The 23,249-nt window shown below is 61.1% G+C and carries 13 protein-coding genes; all 13 read right to left on the bottom strand.

What is annotated here, in order from left to right; genetic code table 11:
• Positions 1-4 precede the first annotated feature (4 nt).
• A complete protein-coding gene (locus PQR40_RS20610; RefSeq protein WP_408509801.1) occupies positions 5-1,960 on the bottom strand; it encodes an extracellular solute-binding protein in 1,956 nt (651 codons plus the stop codon).
• Positions 1,961-2,183: 223 nt separating this feature from the next.
• Positions 2,184-4,922 carry a TonB-dependent receptor gene (locus PQR40_RS20605; RefSeq protein WP_408232667.1) on the bottom strand — a complete coding sequence of 913 codons (2,739 nt, stop codon included), beginning with the start codon at positions 4,920-4,922 and terminating at the stop codon, positions 2,184-2,186.
• Positions 4,923-5,299: 377 nt separating this feature from the next.
• Positions 5,300-5,875 carry a type II toxin-antitoxin system RelB family anti-toxin gene (gene relB / locus PQR40_RS20600; protein ID WP_408232670.1) on the bottom strand — a complete coding sequence of 192 codons (576 nt, stop codon included), beginning with the start codon at positions 5,873-5,875 and terminating at the stop codon, positions 5,300-5,302.
• Positions 5,876-6,178: 303 nt separating this feature from the next.
• Positions 6,179-7,384, bottom strand: a complete 1,206-nt coding sequence (locus tag PQR40_RS20595; protein WP_408509768.1) for a tetratricopeptide repeat protein — start codon at positions 7,382-7,384, stop codon at positions 6,179-6,181.
• Between the two features lie 9 nt (positions 7,385-7,393).
• Complete coding sequence (locus PQR40_RS20590; protein WP_408232675.1) at positions 7,394-7,825, bottom strand: ExbD/TolR family protein; 432 nt, start codon at positions 7,823-7,825, stop codon at positions 7,394-7,396.
• Positions 7,826-7,834: 9 nt separating this feature from the next.
• Positions 7,835-8,257 (bottom strand): ExbD/TolR family protein, encoded by a 423-nt coding sequence (locus PQR40_RS20585; protein ID WP_074284788.1) that lies wholly within the window; start codon positions 8,255-8,257, stop codon positions 7,835-7,837.
• Between the two features lie 12 nt (positions 8,258-8,269).
• Positions 8,270-9,175, bottom strand: a complete 906-nt coding sequence (locus PQR40_RS20580; protein WP_408232678.1) for a MotA/TolQ/ExbB proton channel family protein — start codon at positions 9,173-9,175, stop codon at positions 8,270-8,272.
• Positions 9,176-9,251: 76 nt separating this feature from the next.
• Positions 9,252-9,914: an energy transducer TonB gene (locus PQR40_RS20575; protein ID WP_408232719.1), complete on the bottom strand. Its 663-nt coding sequence runs from the start codon at positions 9,912-9,914 to the stop codon at positions 9,252-9,254.
• Between the two features lie 1,014 nt (positions 9,915-10,928).
• Positions 10,929-16,814, bottom strand: coding sequence for an excinuclease ABC subunit UvrA (gene uvrA, locus PQR40_RS20570; RefSeq protein WP_408509767.1), 5,886 nt, complete (start codon positions 16,812-16,814; stop codon positions 10,929-10,931).
• A 333-nt stretch (positions 16,815-17,147) separates the two neighbouring features.
• Complete coding sequence (cuyB, locus tag PQR40_RS20565; RefSeq protein WP_408509766.1) at positions 17,148-18,656, bottom strand: cysteate racemase; 1,509 nt, start codon at positions 18,654-18,656, stop codon at positions 17,148-17,150.
• A 218-nt stretch (positions 18,657-18,874) separates the two neighbouring features.
• Positions 18,875-20,188 (bottom strand): MFS transporter, encoded by a 1,314-nt coding sequence (locus PQR40_RS20560; protein ID WP_408509765.1) that lies wholly within the window; start codon positions 20,186-20,188, stop codon positions 18,875-18,877.
• 76 nt (positions 20,189-20,264) lie between these two features.
• Positions 20,265-21,485, bottom strand: a complete 1,221-nt coding sequence (locus tag PQR40_RS20555) for a CaiB/BaiF CoA transferase family protein (RefSeq protein ID WP_408509764.1) — start codon at positions 21,483-21,485, stop codon at positions 20,265-20,267.
• Positions 21,482-23,248 carry an acyl-CoA dehydrogenase family protein gene (locus PQR40_RS20550; RefSeq protein ID WP_408509763.1) on the bottom strand — a complete coding sequence of 589 codons (1,767 nt, stop codon included), beginning with the start codon at positions 23,246-23,248 and terminating at the stop codon, positions 21,482-21,484. Before PQR40_RS20550 ends, PQR40_RS20555 begins: the two co-directional genes overlap by 4 nt.
• Position 23,249: the final 1 nt, after the last annotated feature.

Below are 23,249 nucleotides of genomic sequence, written 5' to 3'. Positions count from 1 at the left end.
TTCCTTAATGGGCTGCAGCCGTTGTGGCAGATGCGGATTGAGCCACTGGCGTTAGCTGCGTAGCTTGTGCGCCCGGCGCTTTCGCATACCAGTAGTCAATGACCCAGTCTTCGTACAGATAGGAATTCGGCACAGTTTTCGGAAAGCCGAGCGTGGTCTTGTAGCCGATGCGCGCACCCGGCGCGTAGTACTCCGGCACCAGGTAGAACGAGTAGATCAATACACGATCCAGCGCACGGGTCGCGGCCTCCAGATCGTCGAGATTGGTGGCGGAAAGCGCGGAGTGAATCAGCGAATCGATCGCCTTCGAACGGATGCCCATATAGTTTTCGGAGCCGACTTCGGACGCGGCCGCACTCCCGAAGCGGCGCGTCAGTTCGGCGCCCGGAATCGTGACCGGCGGATAGATGAAGGTGGTCATGTCGTACTCGAAATTGTCCAGCCGCTTCTCGTACAAGGCACTGTCGATTTCGCGCATATGAGCCTGAATGCCGAGCATGCCGAGCGCCTGCATATATGGCAGGATCAGACGATCCATGCCGGGCTGGTCGTCCATGATCTCGATCGTCATCGGTGTCCCGTTGGCGTCGCGCAACGCACCGTCGCGATAGTGCCATCCGGCTTGCGCCAGCAGATCGCGGGCGACGCGCAAATTGCCGCGCAAGGAATTCGGCGGGATCGTGTCGGGTTGCTTGAGCATCGGACCGAACACTTCAGGCGGCACGCCGCCGCGCAGCGGTTCGAGCAGCGCCAGTTCTTTCTGGCCCGGCATGCCGGTCGCGCCGAATGGACTGGCTTCGAAATAGCTGCTGGTACGCCGGTATTGACCATAGAACATCATCCGGTTCATCCAGTCGTAGTCGAGTGCCATCGTCAGGGCATGACGCACGCGCGCATCCTGGAACATCGGCTTGCGCATATTCATCAGCATGCCCTGCATCTGCGCGGGACCGTCGGCGAACTCGCCCTTCTTCAACAGCCCGTTGTCGAAGTTCTTGCCGACATATTTACGCGCCCACTGCGTCGCGCCGTATTCCACAATGACGTCCGCGTCGCCCGCCTTGAAGGCTTCGAGTTGCGTGTAATGATCGCGGTACAGATTGAAGATGACGCGCTCAAAACGGAACATGCCGCGTCGCGATGGCAGATTCGCCGCCCAGTAGTCAGGGTTGCGGCGATACGAAATCTGCTTGTCGTTTTTGCGTCCCTCGATCAGATAGGGACCGCTGCTGATCGGTGGAGTGGAAGAAATCTGGTCGAACGGGAGGCGTTTTCCATTGGCCTCGATGCCCCACTTCGGCGAGAAGATCGGCAGGTCACCGGCGATCAGCGGCGCATCGCGCTCCGGATGCTTGAAATCGAAACGGATCGTGCTCTTATCGATTACGGTCGCGCTTTTGATAACCGAGAATTGCGCGTTGAAAAGCGGTGATGCCTGCGGACTCGTCAGCGTGTCGTACGAATATTTGATGTCGGCGGCGGTGATCGGGTCGCCGTTCGAAAAGCGTGCGGCGGGATTGACATGGAACGTAGCTGACGTCAGATCCGGTGCGACCTCGACATCGTCGGCGATCAGCGGATATTCGGAGGCCAGTTCGTCCCAGCTACGCTGCATCAGCGTATCGAACATCAGATTGAGGATGTCGGGCGCGGGTGCGCCACGCACCAGAAATGGATTCAGCGAATCGTACGTTTGCAGTTCGCTGTAGTTTTCGAAACTGAGCGAACCGTTAGTGGGCGCGTCGGGATTCGCGTAGTCGAAATGCGTGAAATCAGCGGGATATTTCGGCTGGTCGTACTGTGAAATCGACGGATTCGCCTGCGCCGTCATCGGGATCGCTCCGCATACCGCCAATATGCCAGGCACAGCGACAACAGCGACCAGGATGCTCGCGGCGCGGCGCACTGCGCCGAGCAAACATCCAATCGCGTCGTGCAGGCGCAGCAGTCCGGAATTCATCATTCTTGTCATCAGCCCATACAGTGCGCACCGGCTCGTGACCTGCGCGCGATTCGTCCTGCGGCACGAGTGCAGCCTGTTGGCTTTACCGGCGCACGCGGGCCCATTGCAACGACAGGCAGCCTGCGCCGCCATATCATGAGTCGCTGCTTAAAGCACACCGCTCCGGTTCCTTGCACAAACGGAACCGGAGCGGCTCTTCCATCAGATCAACTGCCGGACATCAGAACTTGTACGTTGCGCCGATCTGCGCGAAACGGCCGATGTACGTGTATATCGACTGATCATACCCATTCTGATCCAGCGTGCCATTCGCAAAGATCGGATCGTACGGCGGTGTACGGTTGAAGATGTTGTCGATGCCGCCGTAAATCGTCCAGTGCTTGAAGCCCGTGTACGTCATCATCAGGTTGAACTGGCTATACGATCCCACCTTGTTCGGCTGGGCCGCCAGATTCTGCGCGTACGGACCCGTGAACTGCCATGTCAGCGCTGCGTCGAACTTGTGGTACGTCCAGTCCAGAGTGGTGTTGCCTCTCCAGCGCGGGAAGCTGCCGCCGAACGGTTGCGTGAGGGTGTAGTTGTTACCCGCACCGTTTATCGGCGAGGAGCCCAGGAAGCCGAGCTTGAAGCTGTCCACGTAAGCCCAGTCACCCGACAAGGTGAACGTACCAGCGGTCGACGTCGGCAGCGACTGGCGGAACGTGCCTTCGAAGCCGTTTGTGTCGAGGTAGCCGAGGTTCTGATACGGAATGACCTTGTACAGCACGTCGCCCGTGGTCGGGTCAGTGGCGATCTGCGAAGGCGTGCCCTGGCCGATCACGTTATCGACGCGAATCTTGTACCAGTCAAAGCCGACATCGGTTGTGCGGGTCGGTGACAACTGGAAGCCGATGTTGAAGTTACGCGTGTGCTCCGGCGCCAGGTTCTGGTTACCCTCTGTGATCGAGGTGTAGTTCAGGCCGGTTTTTGGGTCCACCTGGATCCCCAGCGTCTGCGACTTGCTGTCCTCGACGAACGTCGGCGCGCGGAAACCCCGGTCGTAAGAGGTGTACATCGTGAGCGCCTGAACCGGCTGATAGCGCAGCGCGAAGCGCGGCGAGAACGCACCGCCCACATCACTGTAGTGGTCGTAACGACCCGACTGGCTGAAGGTCAGGTTACGCAAAATCGGAATGTCCACCTGGTAATACACGGCCGCCACGTTGCGCTGGCCGTTCACCGTCTGGAGATTCGGATTGATGACCAGGCCGTCTTCGAATGCCCCACCCGGGTTGAGCACTTCGCTCTGGTGCGTGAACTGCGCACCGAACCCGAGGCCCACGTCGCCCGTCGGCAAGTGGAACAGTTCCGGCGTCGACAACGTCGCGTCAACAGTATCGAGCTTCGAGATACCCAGATTGTCCGCATCCATGTACAGCCCGTTGAACGCATTGGGCGTAGCCGACGGATTCGCGAAATTCAGTGTCCCGTTCTGATAAATGTTGTTCAGTACATCGGAATTAATCTGGTTCGTGTAGGTGTTCGCGACCGTGCTTTGCGAGTGGCTGACCGACGTCGCCCAATCCCATTCACCGTTCGGCAGATTGAACGAACCCTTGACGCCCGTGGATGCGCGCCAGTACGTGGCAGTGGTCTTTTCCGAGATCGAGTTCGGGAAAGCATAGGTGAGCGGCGTGGCAACCCCGAACGGGTTGTACGGATTACTCGCCGGCACCACCGTGCTAAACGGGGTAAGCAGCTTCGTCTGCGGATTCAGCACGAGTGTCGGGTTCTGCGGATTACCGACCACGTTGCCCCACAGACCATCATTGGTGGTGGTCGAGTTGCTGCTGATCAGGAAGTCGCCGAACGCCGTCGTCGTATCGTTGATCTTGAAGTCTGCGTGAATCTTCGCGTTGAGACGCTCGGTCATCGGCGCGATCGACGTGCCTTCTGCGGTATTGAAGCCGCACACCGTGCCCGGCAAGCCGGCAGTCAGCGAGTTGCTGGCTGCAGGGCGCACCGAACCGCCGGACGGACAACCGCTAAGCGCCTGCACGCTGCCGTCGGGCATATTCCAGTACGACGGCGCGAGCAACGAAAGGCCGCCCGCCTGATTGGTGAAGTCCTGATTACGCGTCGAGTCGCGGTCTGCGAGCGTGAAGCCGTTCGACTTGTAGTAGCTCGCGGCGGCCGTCACGTTGAAGCGATCGGAGTTGAGATCGCCAAAGCCGCCGAGCACGCCGAATTTGGTCGTGCCGGCACCGCCGCCGCCGTTGATGGCGCTGCCGTAGCTGCCGTCGAGTTGCAGGCCCTGGAAGTCGTGCTTCGTGATGATGTTGACTACGCCCGCGATGGCGTCCGAGCCGTATTGCGACACGGCGCCAGTCTTCACGATTTCGATGCGGTCGATGGAGTTCAACGGCAGCGTGTTCAGGTCGAAGAAGGAGTCGACGCTGTTCGAGAAGAACGCGAACGGCGCAACGCGCTGTCCATCCACCAGCACCAGCGTGTATTTTTCGCTGAGGCCGCGCAGGGCGATACCCGCAGCGCCTGCCGCAAAGTTGCCAGACTGGCCTTCGCTCCAGCTATTCGCCGAGTTGGCCGAGGTGTCGCGCAGAAAATCGGAGACGGTCGTTGCACCGCTATTCTGAATGTCTTTCTGCGTAACCGTCTGAACCTGGTTAAAACCGACCTTGTCCGAGCTGCGGATCAGCGACCCGGTCACTTCGAATTTCTTCAGTTGCTGGACGCCTTTGCCAGTCGGCGTCGCGGTGTTGTTGTCCGCGGACGGTGTTGCAGCGGTGCCCGATGCCGGAGTCGCAGCCGCTGCCGGCGTGCTTTCCGTCGTCGCGCCTGCCGCGGTCCCGGTGGTGGCCGGCTGGCTTTGTGCAAACGCCGGTACGGCGATTACGGCCGACAATGCCAGTTCAGCCCAGACTATTCTTTTGATGGCCAGCGCCAATGCCCTTTGTTTCATTTTCCCCTTCCCGCTCGTCAATAAGGCCACAGCTGTGTGTGAAGAGAGGTCTTGTGAACCTCTCCACTCGATATACGGCGATCTTGCGCCGCGCTCCGTTAAAGCTGCCCCCTCCTCCTGATGCCCGGAGAACCGGTCAACAGCGCACCGGAATCACCTGATACAGGCAGGAAGACGGGACACTTCATAAACATTAATATCGGACTACTTATTTATTACAAACGAAATGCGCAGCGCTTTCTAATTGTTTTCATCTCTACTACTTCGAACGAAGGATCAGGTCGTGCCTCTCCACCTGATCAATCCCGAATCAAGCCTTAAGTAATGCTTAAAAATCATGAGCGAATGCTTTCCACGAAAACATGGAACAAAGGCATCTAGAACAATCTTGGCGTGCCCACCCACACAACCAACGCTTCTTCGCGGGCGGTATTGCACCAGGCGTGCGGCACGGTGGACTCGTAATGCGCGGTGTCACCCGCTTGCAATACGAACGTTGTACCTTCCAACGTGAGCGATATCTGGCCGCTCATCACATACAAAAACTCTTCCCCAGCATGCGTCGTGACTTCCGATGGGTTTTGTCCCACCGGCATTCTGACGAGAATGACTTCCAGCTTGCTGCCGACTGAGAGATTCGTCAGCCGCCCAAAAAGATTCGCGGTTCCGTCGAACCCGAAGTACTTCAGTTCACTCCCTCTACGCACCGACCTGTCTTCGGTTGGCGTATCGACGAAGTACTGCACCGTCACACCTAAAGCTCGAGCAATGCCAACTAGCGATGTAATCGAAGGCGTTGCACGGCCTCGTTCCACCTGCGACAAAAAAGGCTTGGAAATGCCTGCCGTGGTTGCCACTTCATCCAGCGTGCGCTTGAGTCGTTGGCGAAGCGCGCGGATTTTGCTTCCTATAGAAACTGCGACCTGTGCCTTGTTATCGAGTGGCAAAACCATAGCAAGACAGAATCCCGTAGTCAAAATTAGTTTGATGAAACCAAACTATGTTTCATTGGGTGCAACACCCTCCCTAAGACATGCGCCATATGTCTGGTTAGTTGCCGCGATGAGTGGCTCAATCACTGTGATCGTCGGGACACTTTCGTACTTACTGCAAACCGGGCGATGGTTGCGCGAGCAACCACGCTCTTCTATTTGCGAGGGCCCGCATTCCGCACCTCGAGAACGTACCGCCCGGCTCGATGTATGGATACCTCCGCGACACTTCACAAAATGGAACATATCGGGAACAGGAGGCCGTTACTTCGACGCCACCAGCACCCACAAACGGGCGAGGTCGGCCGAACCGTCGGTACCCTTCACCGCGCGGAAGGTTTGCACTGCACGCGCTTTATCGCCCGCAATGTAGTACGCCTCGCCGAGATGCAGTTGCGCCTGGTCCGGGTGATCGATTCCGCCCTTCGCGATTGCAGCGTCCATGGCCGTCAGACCCTGTTTGGCCTGCCCCGCGAAGACCTGGTTGAAGCCGATGTCGACCGGCGCGACGGGGTTCGCGGGATCGGCCGGCGCTTGCGCCCGTTTCGCGGCGAGCGCCTGCAACCGCTTTTCGCGATCCGCTTGTGCATCGTGGCCCAGAACGCCCGACGAAAAGCCCTGGTCGATGACCTGTTTGCCTTCGGCCGTGGTGCCTGCCACGATCGCGAGCTGCGTCATCTCCATGTAGTCGTCTGCGGTGGTGAGCGAGCCAGTCGCGCGGCGCAGGCGGTAGGTATCAATATCGAGCGCCGAAGAATAGCCGGGCTTGCTGCGAATCGCGTTGAACAGATCGTCCCAGTAAGACTGCTTCGGATGATAGGCAACCAGCTTTTCGAGCGTGCTGCGATACGTCGCGTCATCTTTCACACGTTGCGCGCACGTGCCGAGCAATTGCAGTTGTGACTCGTCGGGTGCGTGACCGGCACGCACTTCTGCATCGACGCCAGGCTTGAGCAGGCTCACCACGCTGCCGCAATCGTTTGACAGGTAGTAAGACTGCACAAGCAATGTGCGCATATCGGGATCGCTGCCGCCCGACTTCAGATAGCGCTGCGCGACCTTCGCGGCCTGTGCGTAGTTTTTCTGCTGGAAGTAGATGCCCGCGAGTGCCGCAGTCGTGCGTTGCTCGTCAGAACCAGTCAGGTGTCCTGAGCTAAACAAAGTTTCGTAGGCCTGGGCGGCCACTCCGGATTCGCCGGCCGCCGCAGCCGCGGCGCCGCGCATCTCCTGAACCATGTAGCTTTCATAAGCCGTTTTGCCGGGAACCGCGTCGGCCTGATCAATCTTCGTCAACGCATCTTTGTACTTGTGCGCGCGATACAGATCCTGCGCGGCGTTCAGCGGCTTCGCCACATCCGGTCGCAAGGTATCCGCGGCATGAGACGCGACCGGCAGCATGGCGAGTGCGGACAGCCCTCCGATAGCAGCCGCAACGACAGCGCGCTTGAATCGTAGATGGATCGTTAGCATTCCACTTCCCTATTGCATGTACTGCTCGTTGCCGATCAGGCCGATTTTCGTCGCGCCCAGTCGTTGCGCGGACGCCATTACCGCTGCGACATCCTTGTACGGCACCAGCTTGTTCGGGCGCAGATGGATTTCCGCCTGAACCGGTTCGGCCGCCACCTGTGCAAGCCTGGACTCGAGCGCCGCGCGGTCCGGCACCGGCTGACCATTCCAGGTCGTGGTGCCGTCGAAATCGATATCGATCTGCACCACTTCCGGTTGCGTGATCGGCGGCGGCGGATTGCCCACCGGCAAGTTCATCTTGATGGCATGCGTCTGGATCGGAATCGTGATGATCAGCATGATCAGCAACACCAGCATCACGTCGATCAGCGGCGTGGTATTGATATCGACCATCACATCCGGTTCGGAATTGCCACCGCCCGACGATACGTTCATTCCCATGATCGTGTCCTAGCCGCCGCGCGCGGGCGGCTCAGTAATAAACGAGACCTTGGCGATACCGGCGCGCTCGCACTCGGTAATGACCCGGCCGATGAATTCATAACGCGCGCTCTGGTCACCGCGAACGTGCACTTCCGGCTGCGGCGTCATGACCGACACGGTTTTCAGGCGTGCCAGCAGCGTCGGCCCATCCACCTGCTTCTCGTTCCAGAAGAAATCGCCGTCGCGGTTGACTGCAATGACGATACTTTTGGGTGTAGTCTGCAGTGGCTGGATCGTCTCCTTCGGCAGTTGCACCGGCACCGTATGCGTCACGACCGGAATCGTGATCAGAAAGATGATCAGCAGGACCAGCATCACATCGACGAGCGGCGTGGTGTTGATACTGGAGATGACCTCGTCGCTATCATCCTGCCCAACGCTCATAGCCATGACAGACTCCGTTTATTGGGCCAGCGATGCTTCACGAGCCGAAGCGCGTGCCGAGCGCCGGCTGCCCGCGAGCAGGACAGTGTGCAGTTGTGCGCCGAATGTACGAACACGCTCCATCACCGACTTGTTGCGGCGAACCAGGAAGTTGTAGCCGAGCACCGCCGGCACGGCCACGGCAAGGCCGATCGCGGTCATGATCAGCGCCTCGCCCACCGGGCCCGCGACCTTGTCGATCGAAGCCTGGCCAGCGATACCGATTGCCGTCAGCGCGTGATAAATGCCCCACACCGTACCGAACAGACCGACGAACGGCGCTGTCGAGCCGACGGTACCGAGGAACGCCAGACCGTCCTGCAGACGATTCGACACGTTGGTGATGGCACGCTCAACTGAGGTATCGATCCACGTATTGCGGTCGACGGCTTCGAGCAGTGCTTCGTCATGATGTTCGCCTGCCTCGATCGCCGTTTCAGCGATGAAGCGGAACGGCGAGGCTTCGTCGAGCAGCTTCGCGCCTTCGACCAGCGAGGGTGCGGTCCACAGTTGTTCGTCGGCGCTCTTTGCACGACGGTTCGCACGGAACTGCTCGAAGAACTTGGTGATCATGATGTACCAGCTACCCATCGACATGAGCACCAGCAGAATCAGCACGAAGCGTGCAACGAAGTCGCCGTTCTTCCAGAGCGCGCCGAGACCGTACGGGTTATTGACGGTTTCTGACGTGGCCGGCGCCGGCGGCGGTACCGCTTCGTCAGCCGCCGGGGCGGCCGTTTGCGGTGCGGCGGTGGCCGGCGCAACTGCCGACGCGGTGGCGTCGCTAGCTTGCGCGTGAGCCATATTCGGTGCCACAAAGGTATCCACCGTGGTTACGGCGAACAACATGGTTGCCGCCAATGCGGCGAGAGTACGCTTCTTCATGCCTGCTCCAAGTTCATTAGTACAACTTCTAAACTAAGACTGATAAATCGCTACCGGTACCGAACAGCCTGTGAATTCAGTTCAAGTTGAACGAGAACGGAACTTGCACACGGACAGCCTGGCCTTGGGAAACGCACGTGAACTGCTTGACCGCGTTGAACGCAGCGCGATCGAGTGAAGAATCGTCCGCCGACTTGGCAACGCGTTCATTCGTAATATGGCCCTGCGGATCGACTACGAATTCAATCAGTACATCACCCGTCACGTTGTTCTCCTGGGCTTCTTTCGGGTAGCGAATCGACGAACGGATCTGATCCGAGTTCGGACACACAACGCCTACTTCAGCGCTTACAGGCTTGCTCGGCGCAGGCGGTGCCGGCGGTGCGGGTGCCACTGCAGGTGCCGATACGACCGGTGTGGCCTGATGCGTGATGGTCGGCTGCGGCGGCGTTTGAACCTGCACTTCCGGCGGCGGCACGAACGGCGGCGGCGGCGGTGCGAACTTCGGCGGCGGCAATTGCACGGTGGGCAACGGCGGCGGCGGCGGAGGCTTTACCGGCTCGATGATTTTCGTTTCGATAGGATGCTGGATGACCTGTACGACCTTGGTCGCAAGCCCATTGATGAGTGCGTAGATCAGCACGACGTGCAGGACCAGAACAACTGCGATACCGCCGAAGCGGCGTACTGGGTTTTGCTGCTTGCGCCCAAACTCACGCGGGCGTCCTGGCCTCTCCATACGGGCCGTTGCTGCCGGGAATTGCCCTTCGACTTTCGTACCCACCTTTACTCCTCCGGCGTGAACCGTCCATTTCTGTAACTGCAGCGCGCTTGCATACGGCAACAACGTTCACTTCAGACAACCATATCCATCGACCGGGCCTTTGATTTGTAGTCCAAAATTTACGCGACTGGGCCCAACTCTGGTGCAATGGTATGGGTACGGCGGTGAGACGCCATGGCGGCACTTCACAGTAGTCGAACGGCCATCTAAGTAGAACTACTAATAGATTAAATTCGACTCGCTCATTTCCGTCTGGCAAGAACAACTGGAGACAATTTGATCGAAGCGCGCTGCGGCTTCTGAACTTTTTGCGCGATTGTCACCCGCGTTTCATGGGAGGCAACAATAGCAGGACAAAAAATGCGCGGTCAAACTTTTTTTGATGGGAGCATACTAAGTTTAGAGAGAAGACTCTAACTAATGCCGTATTCGCGTCGCTTTAAAAGAATAAGCGTGTGTCGAACAGATACGAGCGCGCCTTGCGCGGCTCGCTAATTGGGACGCCGCCGCTATGGCGGCATTCCGTGCCACGTCATGATCTGTGGACAGATCACCCGCGGTGCGTGGCGCAAAAGCCCGGTGGGCGGGCCTTTGGCGATAGTCGCATAGGAACCGGGGCGAATCGCGAACAGGTCGTCTAACGTGATGATCGAGCGCCGACCAAAAGCCGACGTCGACGGCGAGAAGATAGCAGAAGGAAAACCGCGTTTGAAACTCTTTTTAGCGGTATTTACGACACTCTAAATACGCATTTCAATTACGTCATTTGTATATTTACAAAATCATTCTAAATAATTACATATAGCCGACAGAATCGATAATGCCCGGCTTTGACGTGCCGGGGCGTCTCGACAACACGTGCATAGCATTCAAGCGGATGTTGGCTGCGAGTCATCTGGTCGCGTACGACTCATCAGACTGAGCGAGCAGCGTGGAGCAACGCAAAGTCCATTGCGCCGCTCCACTGCCTCAACCGTTGGTTCCTTCGCCCGCGACCACGGCCGTGTCGTTCTGTGTTCGCGCGAGCACGGAGCGCAACGCCGCGCCTGTATGGCTGGCAGCGACCCGAGATAGTCCTTCGGGATCGGTAGCAGCGACGATTGTGCCGCCACCCACACCGCCTTCCGGACCGAGATCGATGATCCAGTCCGCCTCGGCAATCACGTCGAGGTCGTGCTCGATGACGACCACGCTATGACCACCGTCCGCGAGACGGTGAAGCACGCGAATCAGCTTCGCGACGTCTGCCATATGCAAGCCGACAGTCGGTTCGTCCAGCACATACAAGGTGTGAGGGGGCTTCTGACCACGCCGTGTGATGTCGTCACGCACCTTGCTCAGTTCGGTGACAAGCTTGATACGCTGCGCTTCCCCGCCCGACAACGTAGGCGACGGTTGCCCAAGCGTCAGATAACCGAGCCCGACATCTTTCATCAGTTGCAATGGATGCGCGATGTTCGAGATCGGTGCGAAGAACTCAACGGCCTCGTCGATTTCCATGGTCAGTACATCGCCGATATTCTTGCCGCGCCACGTGACTGCCAGCGTCTCGGGGTTGAAGCGTTGCCCGTGGCAAACGTCGCACGGCACCTTCACGTCGGGCAGGAAGCTCATGCCGATGGTCCGCACACCCTGCCCTTCACAAGCCGGGCAACGGCCCTCGCCGGTGTTGAACGAGAAACGCGACGCCGTGTATCCACGCGCACGCGCTTCGAGCGTGCCAGCGAACAGCTTGCGGATCGCGTCCCACACGCCGATGTAAGTCGCTGGACAGGAACGCGGTGTTTTGCCGATCGGTGTCTGATCGACTTCGAGCACACGGTCGATGGTTTCCCAGCCTGTGATCGCATTGCACCCTTGCCATGCATGCGTAACGTTCAGCGGCGCGCGCGGCGCCGTACGCGCCAATACGCTCGAACGCCGGTTCGCCGCCGGCTGGGTCTCAGCCGCTGCACGCGCACGCCGCGTGGCTGGCGACGACAGCACCGAGCGCCCCACCGCATCCAGCAAATTGGCCATCAGCACGTCGCGAGCGAGCGTCGATTTGCCCGACCCGCTCACGCCCGTCACCGCCACCAGCCGGGAAAGCGGAATGCCGACGGTGACGTTCTGCAGGTTGTGGAGCTTACCGCCATGCACCGTCAACCAGTTCTCCGGCACCGCAGCGGCACGTTTGGTCGGCGCAACGACTTCACGGCGCGGCTGCAGCGGATGCACGATCGGATTGGCGAGAAACTGCCCGGTCAGCGAATCGGGCTGCGCCGACAGATCGGCCACGCTGCCCTGCGCGACAAGCGTGCCGCCGCGCTTGCCCGCGCCCGGCCCGATATCGATGATGTGATCGGCGCGCCGAATCGTGTCCTCGTCATGCTCGACCACCACCAGCGTATTGCCCTTTTCGCCCAGCTTGCGCAAGGCATTGAGCAGAATCTGGTTGTCGCGCGGATGCAAGCCGATGGTCGGCTCGTCGAGCACGTAGCACACGCCTTGCAGGTTGCTGCCCAGTTGCGCGGCAAGCCGGATGCGCTGCGCTTCGCCGCCCGACAGGCTCGGTGCCGCGCGATCGAGACTCAGATAACCGAGCCCGACTTCTTCCAGAAATTGCAGGCGGCTGCCGATTTCGCTGACCACGTCGCGTGCGATTTCCGCGTCCCGGCCAGTCATTTCCAACGTGTCAATCCACGCGCGCGTGTCGGACACTGTCCATTGCGCGACGTCGACAATGGCCTGCTCGCCAAACGTGACCGCGCGTGCGGTTGGGTTCAGACGCGTGCCGGCACAATCCGCGCACGGTTCGTCGACGAGACCTTCCGGTTCCTGCTCCTCGGAAGGCAAGCTTTGCTCACGACCACGGTTGTCGTCGACAATCACGGTGTCGTCGTACGCCGCGCGTTGTTCGCGTGTCAACGCGAGACCCGTGCCGACGCACGTGGTACACCAGCCATGCTTGCTGTTGTACGAGAACATGCGCGGATCGAGTTCGGGATAGCTCGTGCCGCACACCGGACAGGCGCGCTTGGTGGACAGTACTTTCACCGTGCCGAGTTTTGCCGTGGGGCGGCCGCTGCTGATCGCGTCGTGCAAACCGTCGAGCGGTGCCAGCAAATGCATGACACCTTTGCCGATTTCCAGCGTCTGGTCGAGCGCCTGGCGCAGTTCCGCTTCGTTGTCCGGCGACACGACGAGGTCGGTCACCGGCAACTCGATGGTGTGCTCGCGAAAGCGATCGAGCTTCGGCCACGGGTCCACTGGCACGAACTCGCCGTCCACACGCAGATGTGTATTGCCACGCGCCTTCGCCCACTTCGCAAGATCGGTATAGACGCCCTTGCGGTTGACGACCAGCGGCGCAAGGAAGCCAACGTGCTGCCCTTTATGATCGCGCAGCAATTGCGCTGCAATCGATTCGATACTTTGCGACGTGACCGGCGTGCCGTCGTGGATGCAATGTTGCAGACCAAGCTTCACATACAGCAGACGCAGGAAGTGCCACACTTCGGACGTGGTTGCCACGGTACTCTTGCGGCCGCCACGCGACAAACGCTGTTCGATTGCAACGGTGGGCGGAATGCCATACACGGCGTCGACCTCGGGCCGCCCGGCCGGCTGCACGATGGAACGTGCGTAAGCGTTGAGCGATTCGAGGTAACGGCGCTGCCCTTCATGGAACAGAATGTCGAAAGCCAGCGTGGATTTTCCCGAACCGGACACACCGGTAATCACGTTGAATTTGCCGTGCGGAATATCCACATCCAGCGCTTTCAGATTGTGCTCGCGCGCATTGACGATGCGCACCACGTCCTCGCCTTCGATTGCCCGCCGCGCACGCGCCGCACTCAGCGCCTTTTGCAGCGGAATACCCTGCGACGCTGGTCCGGCCGCTGCGTTCATGGCGCGGTCGTATTGCAGCAGCGCCTCGCCGGTATGCGATTCCGGACAAAGCTTGACGTCTTCCGGCGTACCCGCGCACAGCACCCTGCCGCCGCCATCGCCACCTTCGGGACCGAGGTCGATCAGCCAGTCGGCCGCACGGATCACGTCGAGATTGTGTTCGATCACGATCAACGAATGTCCGCCCGCCAGCAGCTTGCCGAACGCCTGCATCAGCTTGGCGATATCGTCGAAATGCAGGCCGGTGGTCGGTTCGTCGAACATGAACAGACGTTTGGCGACCGCCTGCTTCGCGCTGCGCGCGGTGCGCACCTGCGCCGATTCCGCGAGGAAGCCGGCAAGCTTGAGCCGCTGCGCTTCGCCGCCGGATAACGTGGGCACCGGCTGGCCGAGCTTCACGTATTCGAGGCCCACGTCGACGATCGGCTGCAGCACACGTAATACTTCGGCATCCCTCGAGAAGTAGGCAATGGCTTCGCTCACCGTCAGTTCCAGCACGTCGGCAATGCTCAAAGCACGCGCGGGTTCGCCGCGCTCGATTTTCACCTCGAGCAGTTCTGCGCGATAGCGGCGCCCATCGCAATCCGGGCAGCGCAGGTAGACGTCGCTCAGGAACTGCATTTCGATGTGCTCGAATCCCGAACCGCCGCAGGTCGGGCAGCGCCCGTCGCCGGAATTGAAGCTGAACATGCCGGGTCCGTAGCCGCGTTGCTGCGCAAGCGGCGCCTTGGCGAAGAGCTTGCGGATTTCGTCGAATGCGCCGACATAGCTGGCCGGATTCGAGCGCGCGGTCTTGCCGATCGGCGATTGGTCGACGAATACGACATCCGTGACCTGATCGGCGCCCATCAGGCTCCTGAATGCGCCGGGCGACTCGGTGGCTAGACCGAAGTGCCGTGCCATGGCCGGATGCAAAACGTCCTGCAACAAGGTGGACTTGCCCGAGCCCGATACGCCTGTCACGCAGACGAGCCGCTGCAACGGAATCTCGACAGTGACGTCGCGCAGATTATGTTCGGTTGCGCCCTCGAGCACGATGCGCGGCGTGCTGTCATTCACCGGACGTTGTGACCAGTGCGCCGCGTCCGCCACATGCCGGCGACCACCCAGGTACTCGCCGGTCAGCGTGCCGGACGAGCGGATCGCCTCCGGCGCGCCGTCGTAAATGATCGAGCCGCCGCGCTCGCCAGGCCCTGGGCCCATATCGATCAGACGATCCGCCGCGAGCATCACGGAGGGATCGTGTTCGACCACCACCAGCGTATTGCCCGCGTCGCGCAGCCGATGCATCGCCTCGACGATCCGGTTCAGATCGCGCGGATGCAGACCGATGCTGGGCTCGTCGAGTACGAACAGCGTTTTGGTTAGCGACGTGCCGAGCGCCGTGGTCAGGTTGATCCGCTGCACTTCGCCGCCCGACAGCGTGCGGCTTTGCCGATCGAGCGTCAGATACCCGAGGCCGACGTCGCACAGATATTTGAGGCGCGTGCGCACTTCGGCGAGCAACAGCTTGAGTGCGTCGTCGAGCAGGGCGCTCGGCAGACTGATCTCGTCGAAGAAGCGCCGGATGCGCTCGATCGGCATCAGCATCAGATCGTGCACGGTCAGGCCCGGCAGGGCCTCAAGTTGCGCACGCGTCCATTCGACGCCGCGCGGCATGAAGCGTTTCTCGACCGCCAGCACCTCGTCCGCATTCTGCTTGCTGCCAAGGCGCCACAACAGCGATTCCGTTTTCAGACGCGCGCCGCCACAGGTCTCGCACGGTGTATAGCTGCGGTACTTCGACAGCAACACGCGGATGTGCATCTTGTACGCCTTCGATTCGAGATACTCGAAGAAGCGCTTGACGCCATACCAATGGCTTTGCCACTTGCCGTTCCAGTCTGGCGAGCCGTTGATGACCCAGTCGCGTTCGGCGTCCGTCAGCTCGCCCCAAGGCGTGCCGCGGCGGATATCGGCTTTCGCCGCGTAGCGCATCAGGTCGTCCTGGCATTCTTTCCAGGCCGGCGTTTGCATCGGCTTGATCGCGCCGTCGCGCAGCGTCTTGCGCGCGTCGGGAATCACCAGACCGAGGTCGACGCCGATCACGCGGCCGAAACCGCGGCAGACTTCGCACGCGCCGTAAGCCGAGTTGAACGAGAACAGCGCCGGCTGCGGATCCGCATAGCGCAGGTCGCTCTCCGGGCTGTGCAGGCCGGTGGAGAAGCGCCAGATTTGCGGCTCGGCTTCTTTGGCCTCCGGTGCCTCTGGCGCGGCAGACAGCACGTAGATGTTGACCCGGCCACCGCCGCGCTTGAGCGATGCCTCGATGGCTTCGACCACGCGTTGCTTGTCGACCGAGGTCAAGCGGAAACGGTCGGCCACCACGTCGAGCAGCTTGCGCTTGCCGGTGGGTGAATCCACTTCGCGCTGCGCCTGCACACGCGTGTAGCCGCTCGCGGAGAGCCATTGCTCGACTTCCTGCTCCGACGCCGTCTCCGGCAACTCGACCGGAAACGTGACGACGAGGCGCGGATCATGTTCGGCAGTGCGCTGGAGCAGCTCGGCGTAGATCGTTTCAGGCGTGTCGTGGCGCACCTGCTGCGCGGTCTTGCGATCGAACAGTTCGGCCGCACGCGCGTAGAGCAGCTTCAGGTGATCGTTGAGTTCCGTCATGGTGCCGACGGTGGAGCGCGAACTACGCACCGGGTTGGTCTGGTCGATCGCGATGGCAGGCGGCACGCCGTCGACCCGGTCGACTTGCGGCCGGTCCATGCGGTCGAGAAACTGCCGGGCGTAGGCGCTGAAGGTTTCGACGTAGCGCCGCTGCCCTTCCGCGTACAACGTGTCGAACACGAGGCTCGACTTGCCAGAACCGGATGGGCCCGTAACGACCGTCATTTCGCCGGTTCGTACGTCGAGATCGATGTTCTTCAGGTTGTGCTGGCGCGCGCCGCGAATGCGGATAATTCCGTTAGATGCCAATTTTTCCGACCGTCTGAATGAGTGGAGCACCTCTCACGGACGCCTCGCGACCGCGCAAGTTCGGGACACCCGGCTAGCGGAATGACACGCCAAAGGCCGGGTTGTAAGGGGATACTATACTGTATATTTATACAGTTTTCCATGACACGACACGGTTGCGCTTTCGCCGTGCTTTGGGCCGTGAATGGCGGCGCTGAGTGCGCCCGATCGGCCGATCAGCAAGCGTTGTGTCGTTTCAGGAGGGACCGTGCAGCGTTCAGGAAGTGGCGGCGCAGGGTGGGAATTGCAAGGCTTTCCAGCGCGGCGCCGCGCGCAAGCTGGATCCAGCCGGGTCTAGCCGTAGACGCTTTCCACGCTAAGCCGGCCCGCCCTCGGCACCGATTCCGAAGCGGCCTGCGTCGCCCCGCTCTCGCCCAGCGCATAAGCCACGCAGCGTTTTGCCAACACCTCGGCCGGGTCGACAAACCGCACCACCCGCTCGCCTGGCCGCGCCGGCGTCAAACCGTGCAGCAGCAGCGGCAACTCGGTGCAGCCCAGCACGATGACCTGCACACCTTGCGCGACCAGGTCATCCACCGCGGCGGCAACGTCGTCGCAGCACTCGCCTGACCTGTAGCCCGCCTTGGCGCCGCCTGGTCCGTAAATCGCGTTCATGAGCCGGACCTGGGCGGCCGCGGCCGGTGCGACCTGGACGAAGCCGCATGCTTCGAGCGCTTTCTCGTAGACCCGGCTCGCAAGCGTGCCCGAAGTGGCCAGCACGCCGACTTCACGCAGGCTCGGAAAGGCCTCGCGAAGATAGTCGGCGGTACAGGTCAGCATATTGACGATCGGAATCGTCAACGAAGGCTGAATCCGTCCGACGAAGGCATGCGCCGTATTGCACGGAATCGCAATGAGATCGGCGCCGCCTTCTTCGAGCGCCTTACAGCCCGCATAGAGCGCGAGTGTCGGATCGTCACCGTTGCCGAGTAGCGCTTCAGTGCGATCCGGAATCTGCGGATTCTGCTCGACCATCACCTTGATATGGTCCTGATCGCGCGCGGCCGGTGTATTGCGCACCAGTTTCGCCATGAAATCGACCGTCGCCGCCGGGCCGACACCACCCAGCACGCCTACCTTGAAACGCCGCTCCGGCTGCGGATATTGCGCTGCCGCTACGTAACGCGCGTAGACCAGATTGGTATCGACGAACGGCACCTCCAGCGCGCCGAGCGCGCGCGACACCATGGAGATTTCGGCAAGCCCGGGCAGGATGATCTCCGCACCTTGCACAATGAGGTCCGCACAAGCCGCACGCAACAACTCGACCGGCCGGCCGTACAGATGGCCGCTTTTGATGCCCTCGTCGCCATACACGGCGCTCGTGACGCAATCGACGCCCTGTTCGTTACGCGGATGCAGCACGTCAAACTGCGCGCTGTCGAAATAGCGTTCGAAGAGACCGTTACCGCGGATTGTGTCGGAAGTCAGCACGCCGATGCGGCGGACCGACGGGAAAGCCTGGCGCACGTGCGCCAGAAGTGCAGTCATGAGGTTGGCGATCGGCAGAGCCACGTTCGCCGAGAGTTCGTCGATGAAGGTGTGACTGAGAAAGCACGGCAAGACGATCGCGTCGACACCGCGTTTCTCGAAGGCGCGAATCGTGTCGAACACGTGGATCTTGAATGGCGCGCTCGCTACGCTTAGCGAAGCCGGTCCCGCCCACGATTGCTGCTCGAGGACGAAATCGAATGGCTTGGCCGCGCCAGGCCGGCGCCAGGCCGCGGTCATCCGGCTCAACACGTCGACGCTGGCGAGTGGCGACGCGCCTGTCACTACACCCAGCGAACGATGACGATACATGATGGTTTCCCCTGTCGTTTTTATTTCGCCTTGATATTAGGACGCTTTTGGGGCTTCTGGATGTCGTTAATCACGAAATAGCGGGTTTATGCCTGGCTGGGTCCTTACTAAATGTTTGCTTACGGGGATGCCTATCCCCGTTTTGCAATAGGTTGAGTGGCGTTGGCCTTCTTCGGGACATGGAGACAAGCAATCGCCGGGCGGCAAAACACCCGAACCTAGGCCACTTCGACAATACCTCGCGCAGCGCCGTGCTTGCGTCGCTCCAACGTGCCGATACAAACCAGTGAGACCCCGGCCAGGAAACTATAAAACACCGCCAACGGCCACCATGCGCCTGGATACCGATGCGCGAGCACCGTCCCGATCAAAGGCGTCAGCCCGCCAGCCAGTGCGGCACACACCTGGTAAGACAAAGAGATCGCCGAATATCGGACGCGCACCGGGAATGCAGTCGACATAAACCCAGCCATCACAGCATAAGAACTCGACATGCACATCACCGCCAGCGCGATGCCGACCACAATGGCTACCGGCCGCCCGGTCGATACCAGCGCGAACATCGGATATGGCGAAAGCATCGCCAACGCCGCCGCGCCCTTCAAAAACCTTCCAGTGCCGATTCGCTGCGCAAACCACCCGGAACCCAGTTGCGTGAATAGCTGAATGAACGCCACTACGAACAGACAATCGAGAATCAGCGAACGATCGAGCCCAAGCGTCTGCGTCGTGTAATTGAGCATGAACGTATTGACGAACCAGGCACCGGCCACGCCAATTACGTTCGCACCCAGACACAGCAACACCGTGCGCCACGCGTCGCGCACAACCTCGGCGACCGGCAGCGCCGCGACTCGCCGTTGCGCTTTGAGCGCCTTGAATTCAGGCGATTCGTCGACCCCCGCGCGGATCAGTAAACCGACCACCAGCAAGACCGCGCTGGCGAGAAACGGCAAGCGCCAGCCCCAGCTAAAAAACGCCTCCTTATCCATCGACGCCACTGCGCGAAACGCGAGCAGCGACAGGATCAAGCCCGCCGGACTGCCGAGTTGCGCAAACGATGCGAAGAAAGTACGCCGTCCCTGCGGGGCATGTTCGCTTGCCATCAGCACCGCGCCGCCCCACTCGCCACCGATCGCGATGCCCTGTGCGACGCGCAGCAGCACCAGCAACACAGGCGCCCATACGCCGGCGTTCGCATACGTCGGCAGGAAACCGATGCCGACCGTGCCCACGCCCATGATCGCCAGCGTCGCCACGAGCGCCTTCTTGCGGCCGATGCGATCGCCGAGGTGGCCGAACACGAGGCCGCCGAACGGCCGTGCAAAAAAGCCCACGGCGAAGGTGCCGAACGAAGCCAGCGTCGCGAAGAACGGGTCGCTACCGGGAAAGAACAGCTTGCCGAAAATCAGCGCGGATGCGGTGGCGTAGATGTAAAAGTCGTACCACTCAATCGTAGTACCGACAAAAGCCGCTGCTGCGGCGCGGGTGGGTTGCCGGCCTGCGGCGAGGTCGTCTGGCTCGCGATTCATGTGTTTCGTCTCCAAGGTTGTTCTTCTGGATGGCGCGGCTTCTTCGTGCCGTCGCCGGAAAACTGCCTGCTTACAGTTAGGCTTTGAGTACGCCCGCTTCGAGCAAACGTTGCTGGGTTGCAGCGTCGATGCCCAGTGCGTCGAGTACCTCACGCGTGTCGCCGCCAAGCGTCGGCGGCGCACTGCGATACGTGGCCGGCGTGCGCGACAATTTGATTGGTGAAGCGGTACCGCGATACTCACCCATCTCGATCGCCATGCCGCGATGTAGCGTGTGCGGATGTCGCGCGACGACGTCGACGGTTTGCACCGGCCCGCACGGCACGCCTGCATTGATCAAGGCGTGCGCAAGCGGTTCGCAATCGTGTGACGCGAGCAGGCTCTCGAGCGCGGCCTTCAGCGGCTCGCGATGCGCGCAGCGGCTGCGGTTATCCACGTAGCGCGGATCGTCGGCCAGTTCCGGCGCGCCGAGATGCGCGCACAGTCGCGCGAACTGCCGGTCATTGCCGACAGCAAGAAAGATCGGTGCGGTCGCAGTGCGGTAGCTGTCGTAAGGCGTGATGTTCGGATGCGCATTACCACTGCGCTGCGGCGTGCGTCCCGAGCCGAAATAGTTCGGCAGATGCGGATGCAGAAGCGACACACCGCAGTCGTACAGCGCGATATCGATCGATTGGCCTCGTCCGCTTTTCGTACGCTCGGCGAGCGCCAGCAGAATGCCGGCCAGTGCATTCAAGCCGGTCACCATATCGACGACCGGCAAACCGACGCGCGTCGCCGGCCCGTCGCGTTCGCCGTTCACACTCATCAAGCCTGTCATCGCCTGAATCGCGGCGTCGTAACCGGGCAAGCCGCCAAGTGGGCCATCCGGACCGAAGCCCGATACCGCGCAATGAATCAGCTTCGGAAAACGCTCGCGCAAATCGCGCTCGTAATCCATGCCCCAGCGCGCGAGCGTGCCGGGCTTGAAGTTTTCGACCAGCACGTCGGCGTCTTCGAGCAGCTTCCACAGAATGTCGCGGCCTTCGTCGCACGACAAATCCACGGCGATACCCTGCTTGTTGCGGTTCACGCCGGCGAAGTACCACGCAGTGTCACCGTAAAACGGCGGCCCCCAGCCACGCGTTTCGTCCCCGCCGGGAGGCTCCAGCTTGATAACCTGGGCGCCGTGGTCAGCCAGCGCCTGAGTACAGTAAGGGCCGCCGAGCACGCGGCTGAGGTCGATGACCTTGATGCCTTGCAACGCACCTTGCGTGTTTTGCGTGCCCTGCGTGCCGGTGTTTGCGTGTCCGGTCATTGCTTGCTCCCTGACGGCAGCAGTTGCAGCGCCTGATCGAGCGTCACGCTGCGGGCGTTGACCAGGGCATCGACAACGTCGCTGTCATTCGAAGACGTCTGCATGTCGAGCGGATCGAACGGCAACAACTTGTGCCGCAATACCAGATGACTCAGCGCGAGACGCCGGAAATCCGGCGCGAGACGCACACCTTCACACGCCATAAGTACCGCCGTGCTCGCGTGAAACAGGGCCGTGCCCGCCTGCCGGACCGATTCATCCCGGCCGCACTCGGCGACGCTCGCAAGGGCATCGCAAGCATGATTCAAGGTGGAACGCAGCACCTTGAGACTCTCAGCCGGCAATCCTGCGGCGCCGAGCAGATCCTGCAGATACGTGCGCAGCGGTTCAAGTGCGCCGTCCCGTTTCGCCGCGCGCGCGATGTCGAGCGCGACGATGTTGCTGGTGCCTTCCCAGATCGACCCGAGATGCGCGTCGCGCACGAGACGCGCATCGCTCCACTCTTCGATGTAACCGGTGCCGCCGCGCACTTCCATCGCGTCGCCGGTCACGCGGCGGGCATCGCGGCAAGCACGGAATTTGATCAGCGGCGTGAGGATGCGCACGCATTTCGCCGCCTGCCGATCACCGGCGTCGGCCTTTTCGAGCAGCAACGCGATCTGCATGAACATCGAGCGGGCCTGCTCCGCGGGCAGCATCATCTTGAGCAATTGCCGCTGCATCAGCGGCATATCGATCAGCTTGCGACCGAACGCTTCACGATTACGCGCGATGTGCAGCGCCTCGGTCAGCGCGCGGCGCATCAAGCCGGCCGCACGCACGCCGTTCGACAGACGCGACATGTTGATCATGTCAGCCATCTGGTGGAAGCCGCGTCCCACTTCGCCGATCAGATACGCCACGGCGCCTTCCAGCACGATCTCGCCGCTCGCCATTGAACGGCTGCCGAGTTTGTCCTTCAGGCGCACGATCCGATAGCTGTTGCGCGAGCCGTCCGGCAGGGTCTTCGGCAACAGGAACAGCCCTAGGCCGTTGATGCCGGAGGGCGCATTGTCCACACGCGCGAGCACCATCGCGAGATCGGCGTCGGCGTTCGAGCAGAACCATTTGTCGCCGTACAGACGCCACGCTTCTTCACCGTTCACGCCGGTTTCGAGCGCTGCACGCGTCGCGATACGGGCAACATCCGAACCCGCCGCCTGCTCGGTCATGAACATCGCGCCTTGAAAAAGCGTGTCGAAATCGCGCGACGCCAGCATTGGCAGAAATCGCATGACCAGTTCGGGCGCACCGAATTTGCGCAGCGTGCGCGTGAGCGAGTCGGTCATGCTGACGGGGCAGCACAGACCGAACTCCGCCTGCACGAACAGGAACGTCAACGCGTATTTGACCAGCGGCGGCGGCGCTTTTTTGCCTTCACGGGTGTCATGACTCATCGACGCCAAACCCAATTCCGCGTAGGCCACGCGCTCGAGGGCGACGTAATCGGGATGCTTGTCGATGCTTTGCAGCGCTTCGCCACGCCGCGTGCGATGGCGCAATTGCGGCGGATTTTTGTCGGCGGACAGCGCCCAGACGTCGAGTTCGTCGGATGCCCGCTGGCCTAGCGAAACGAGTTGGCTTTCAAGTTCCCGATACAGCGCGTCGCCGAGATGCAGTTTGAGCAAACCGGCGAAATCGGGGTCGCTGTTGAAGAAGTTGATGCCCCGGCTATCGGGAATATTGGACGAGCCGTGTGCCGGCTGCGCGGTGATTTCGCTCATG

It is taken from the genome of Paraburkholderia sediminicola, assembly GCF_046026855.1.
Classification (GTDB): Bacteria; Pseudomonadota; Gammaproteobacteria; order Burkholderiales; family Burkholderiaceae; genus Paraburkholderia; species Paraburkholderia sediminicola_A.
Note: the sequence above shows the minus strand (reverse complement) of the source record. Positions and strands in the feature narration are given on the sequence as shown.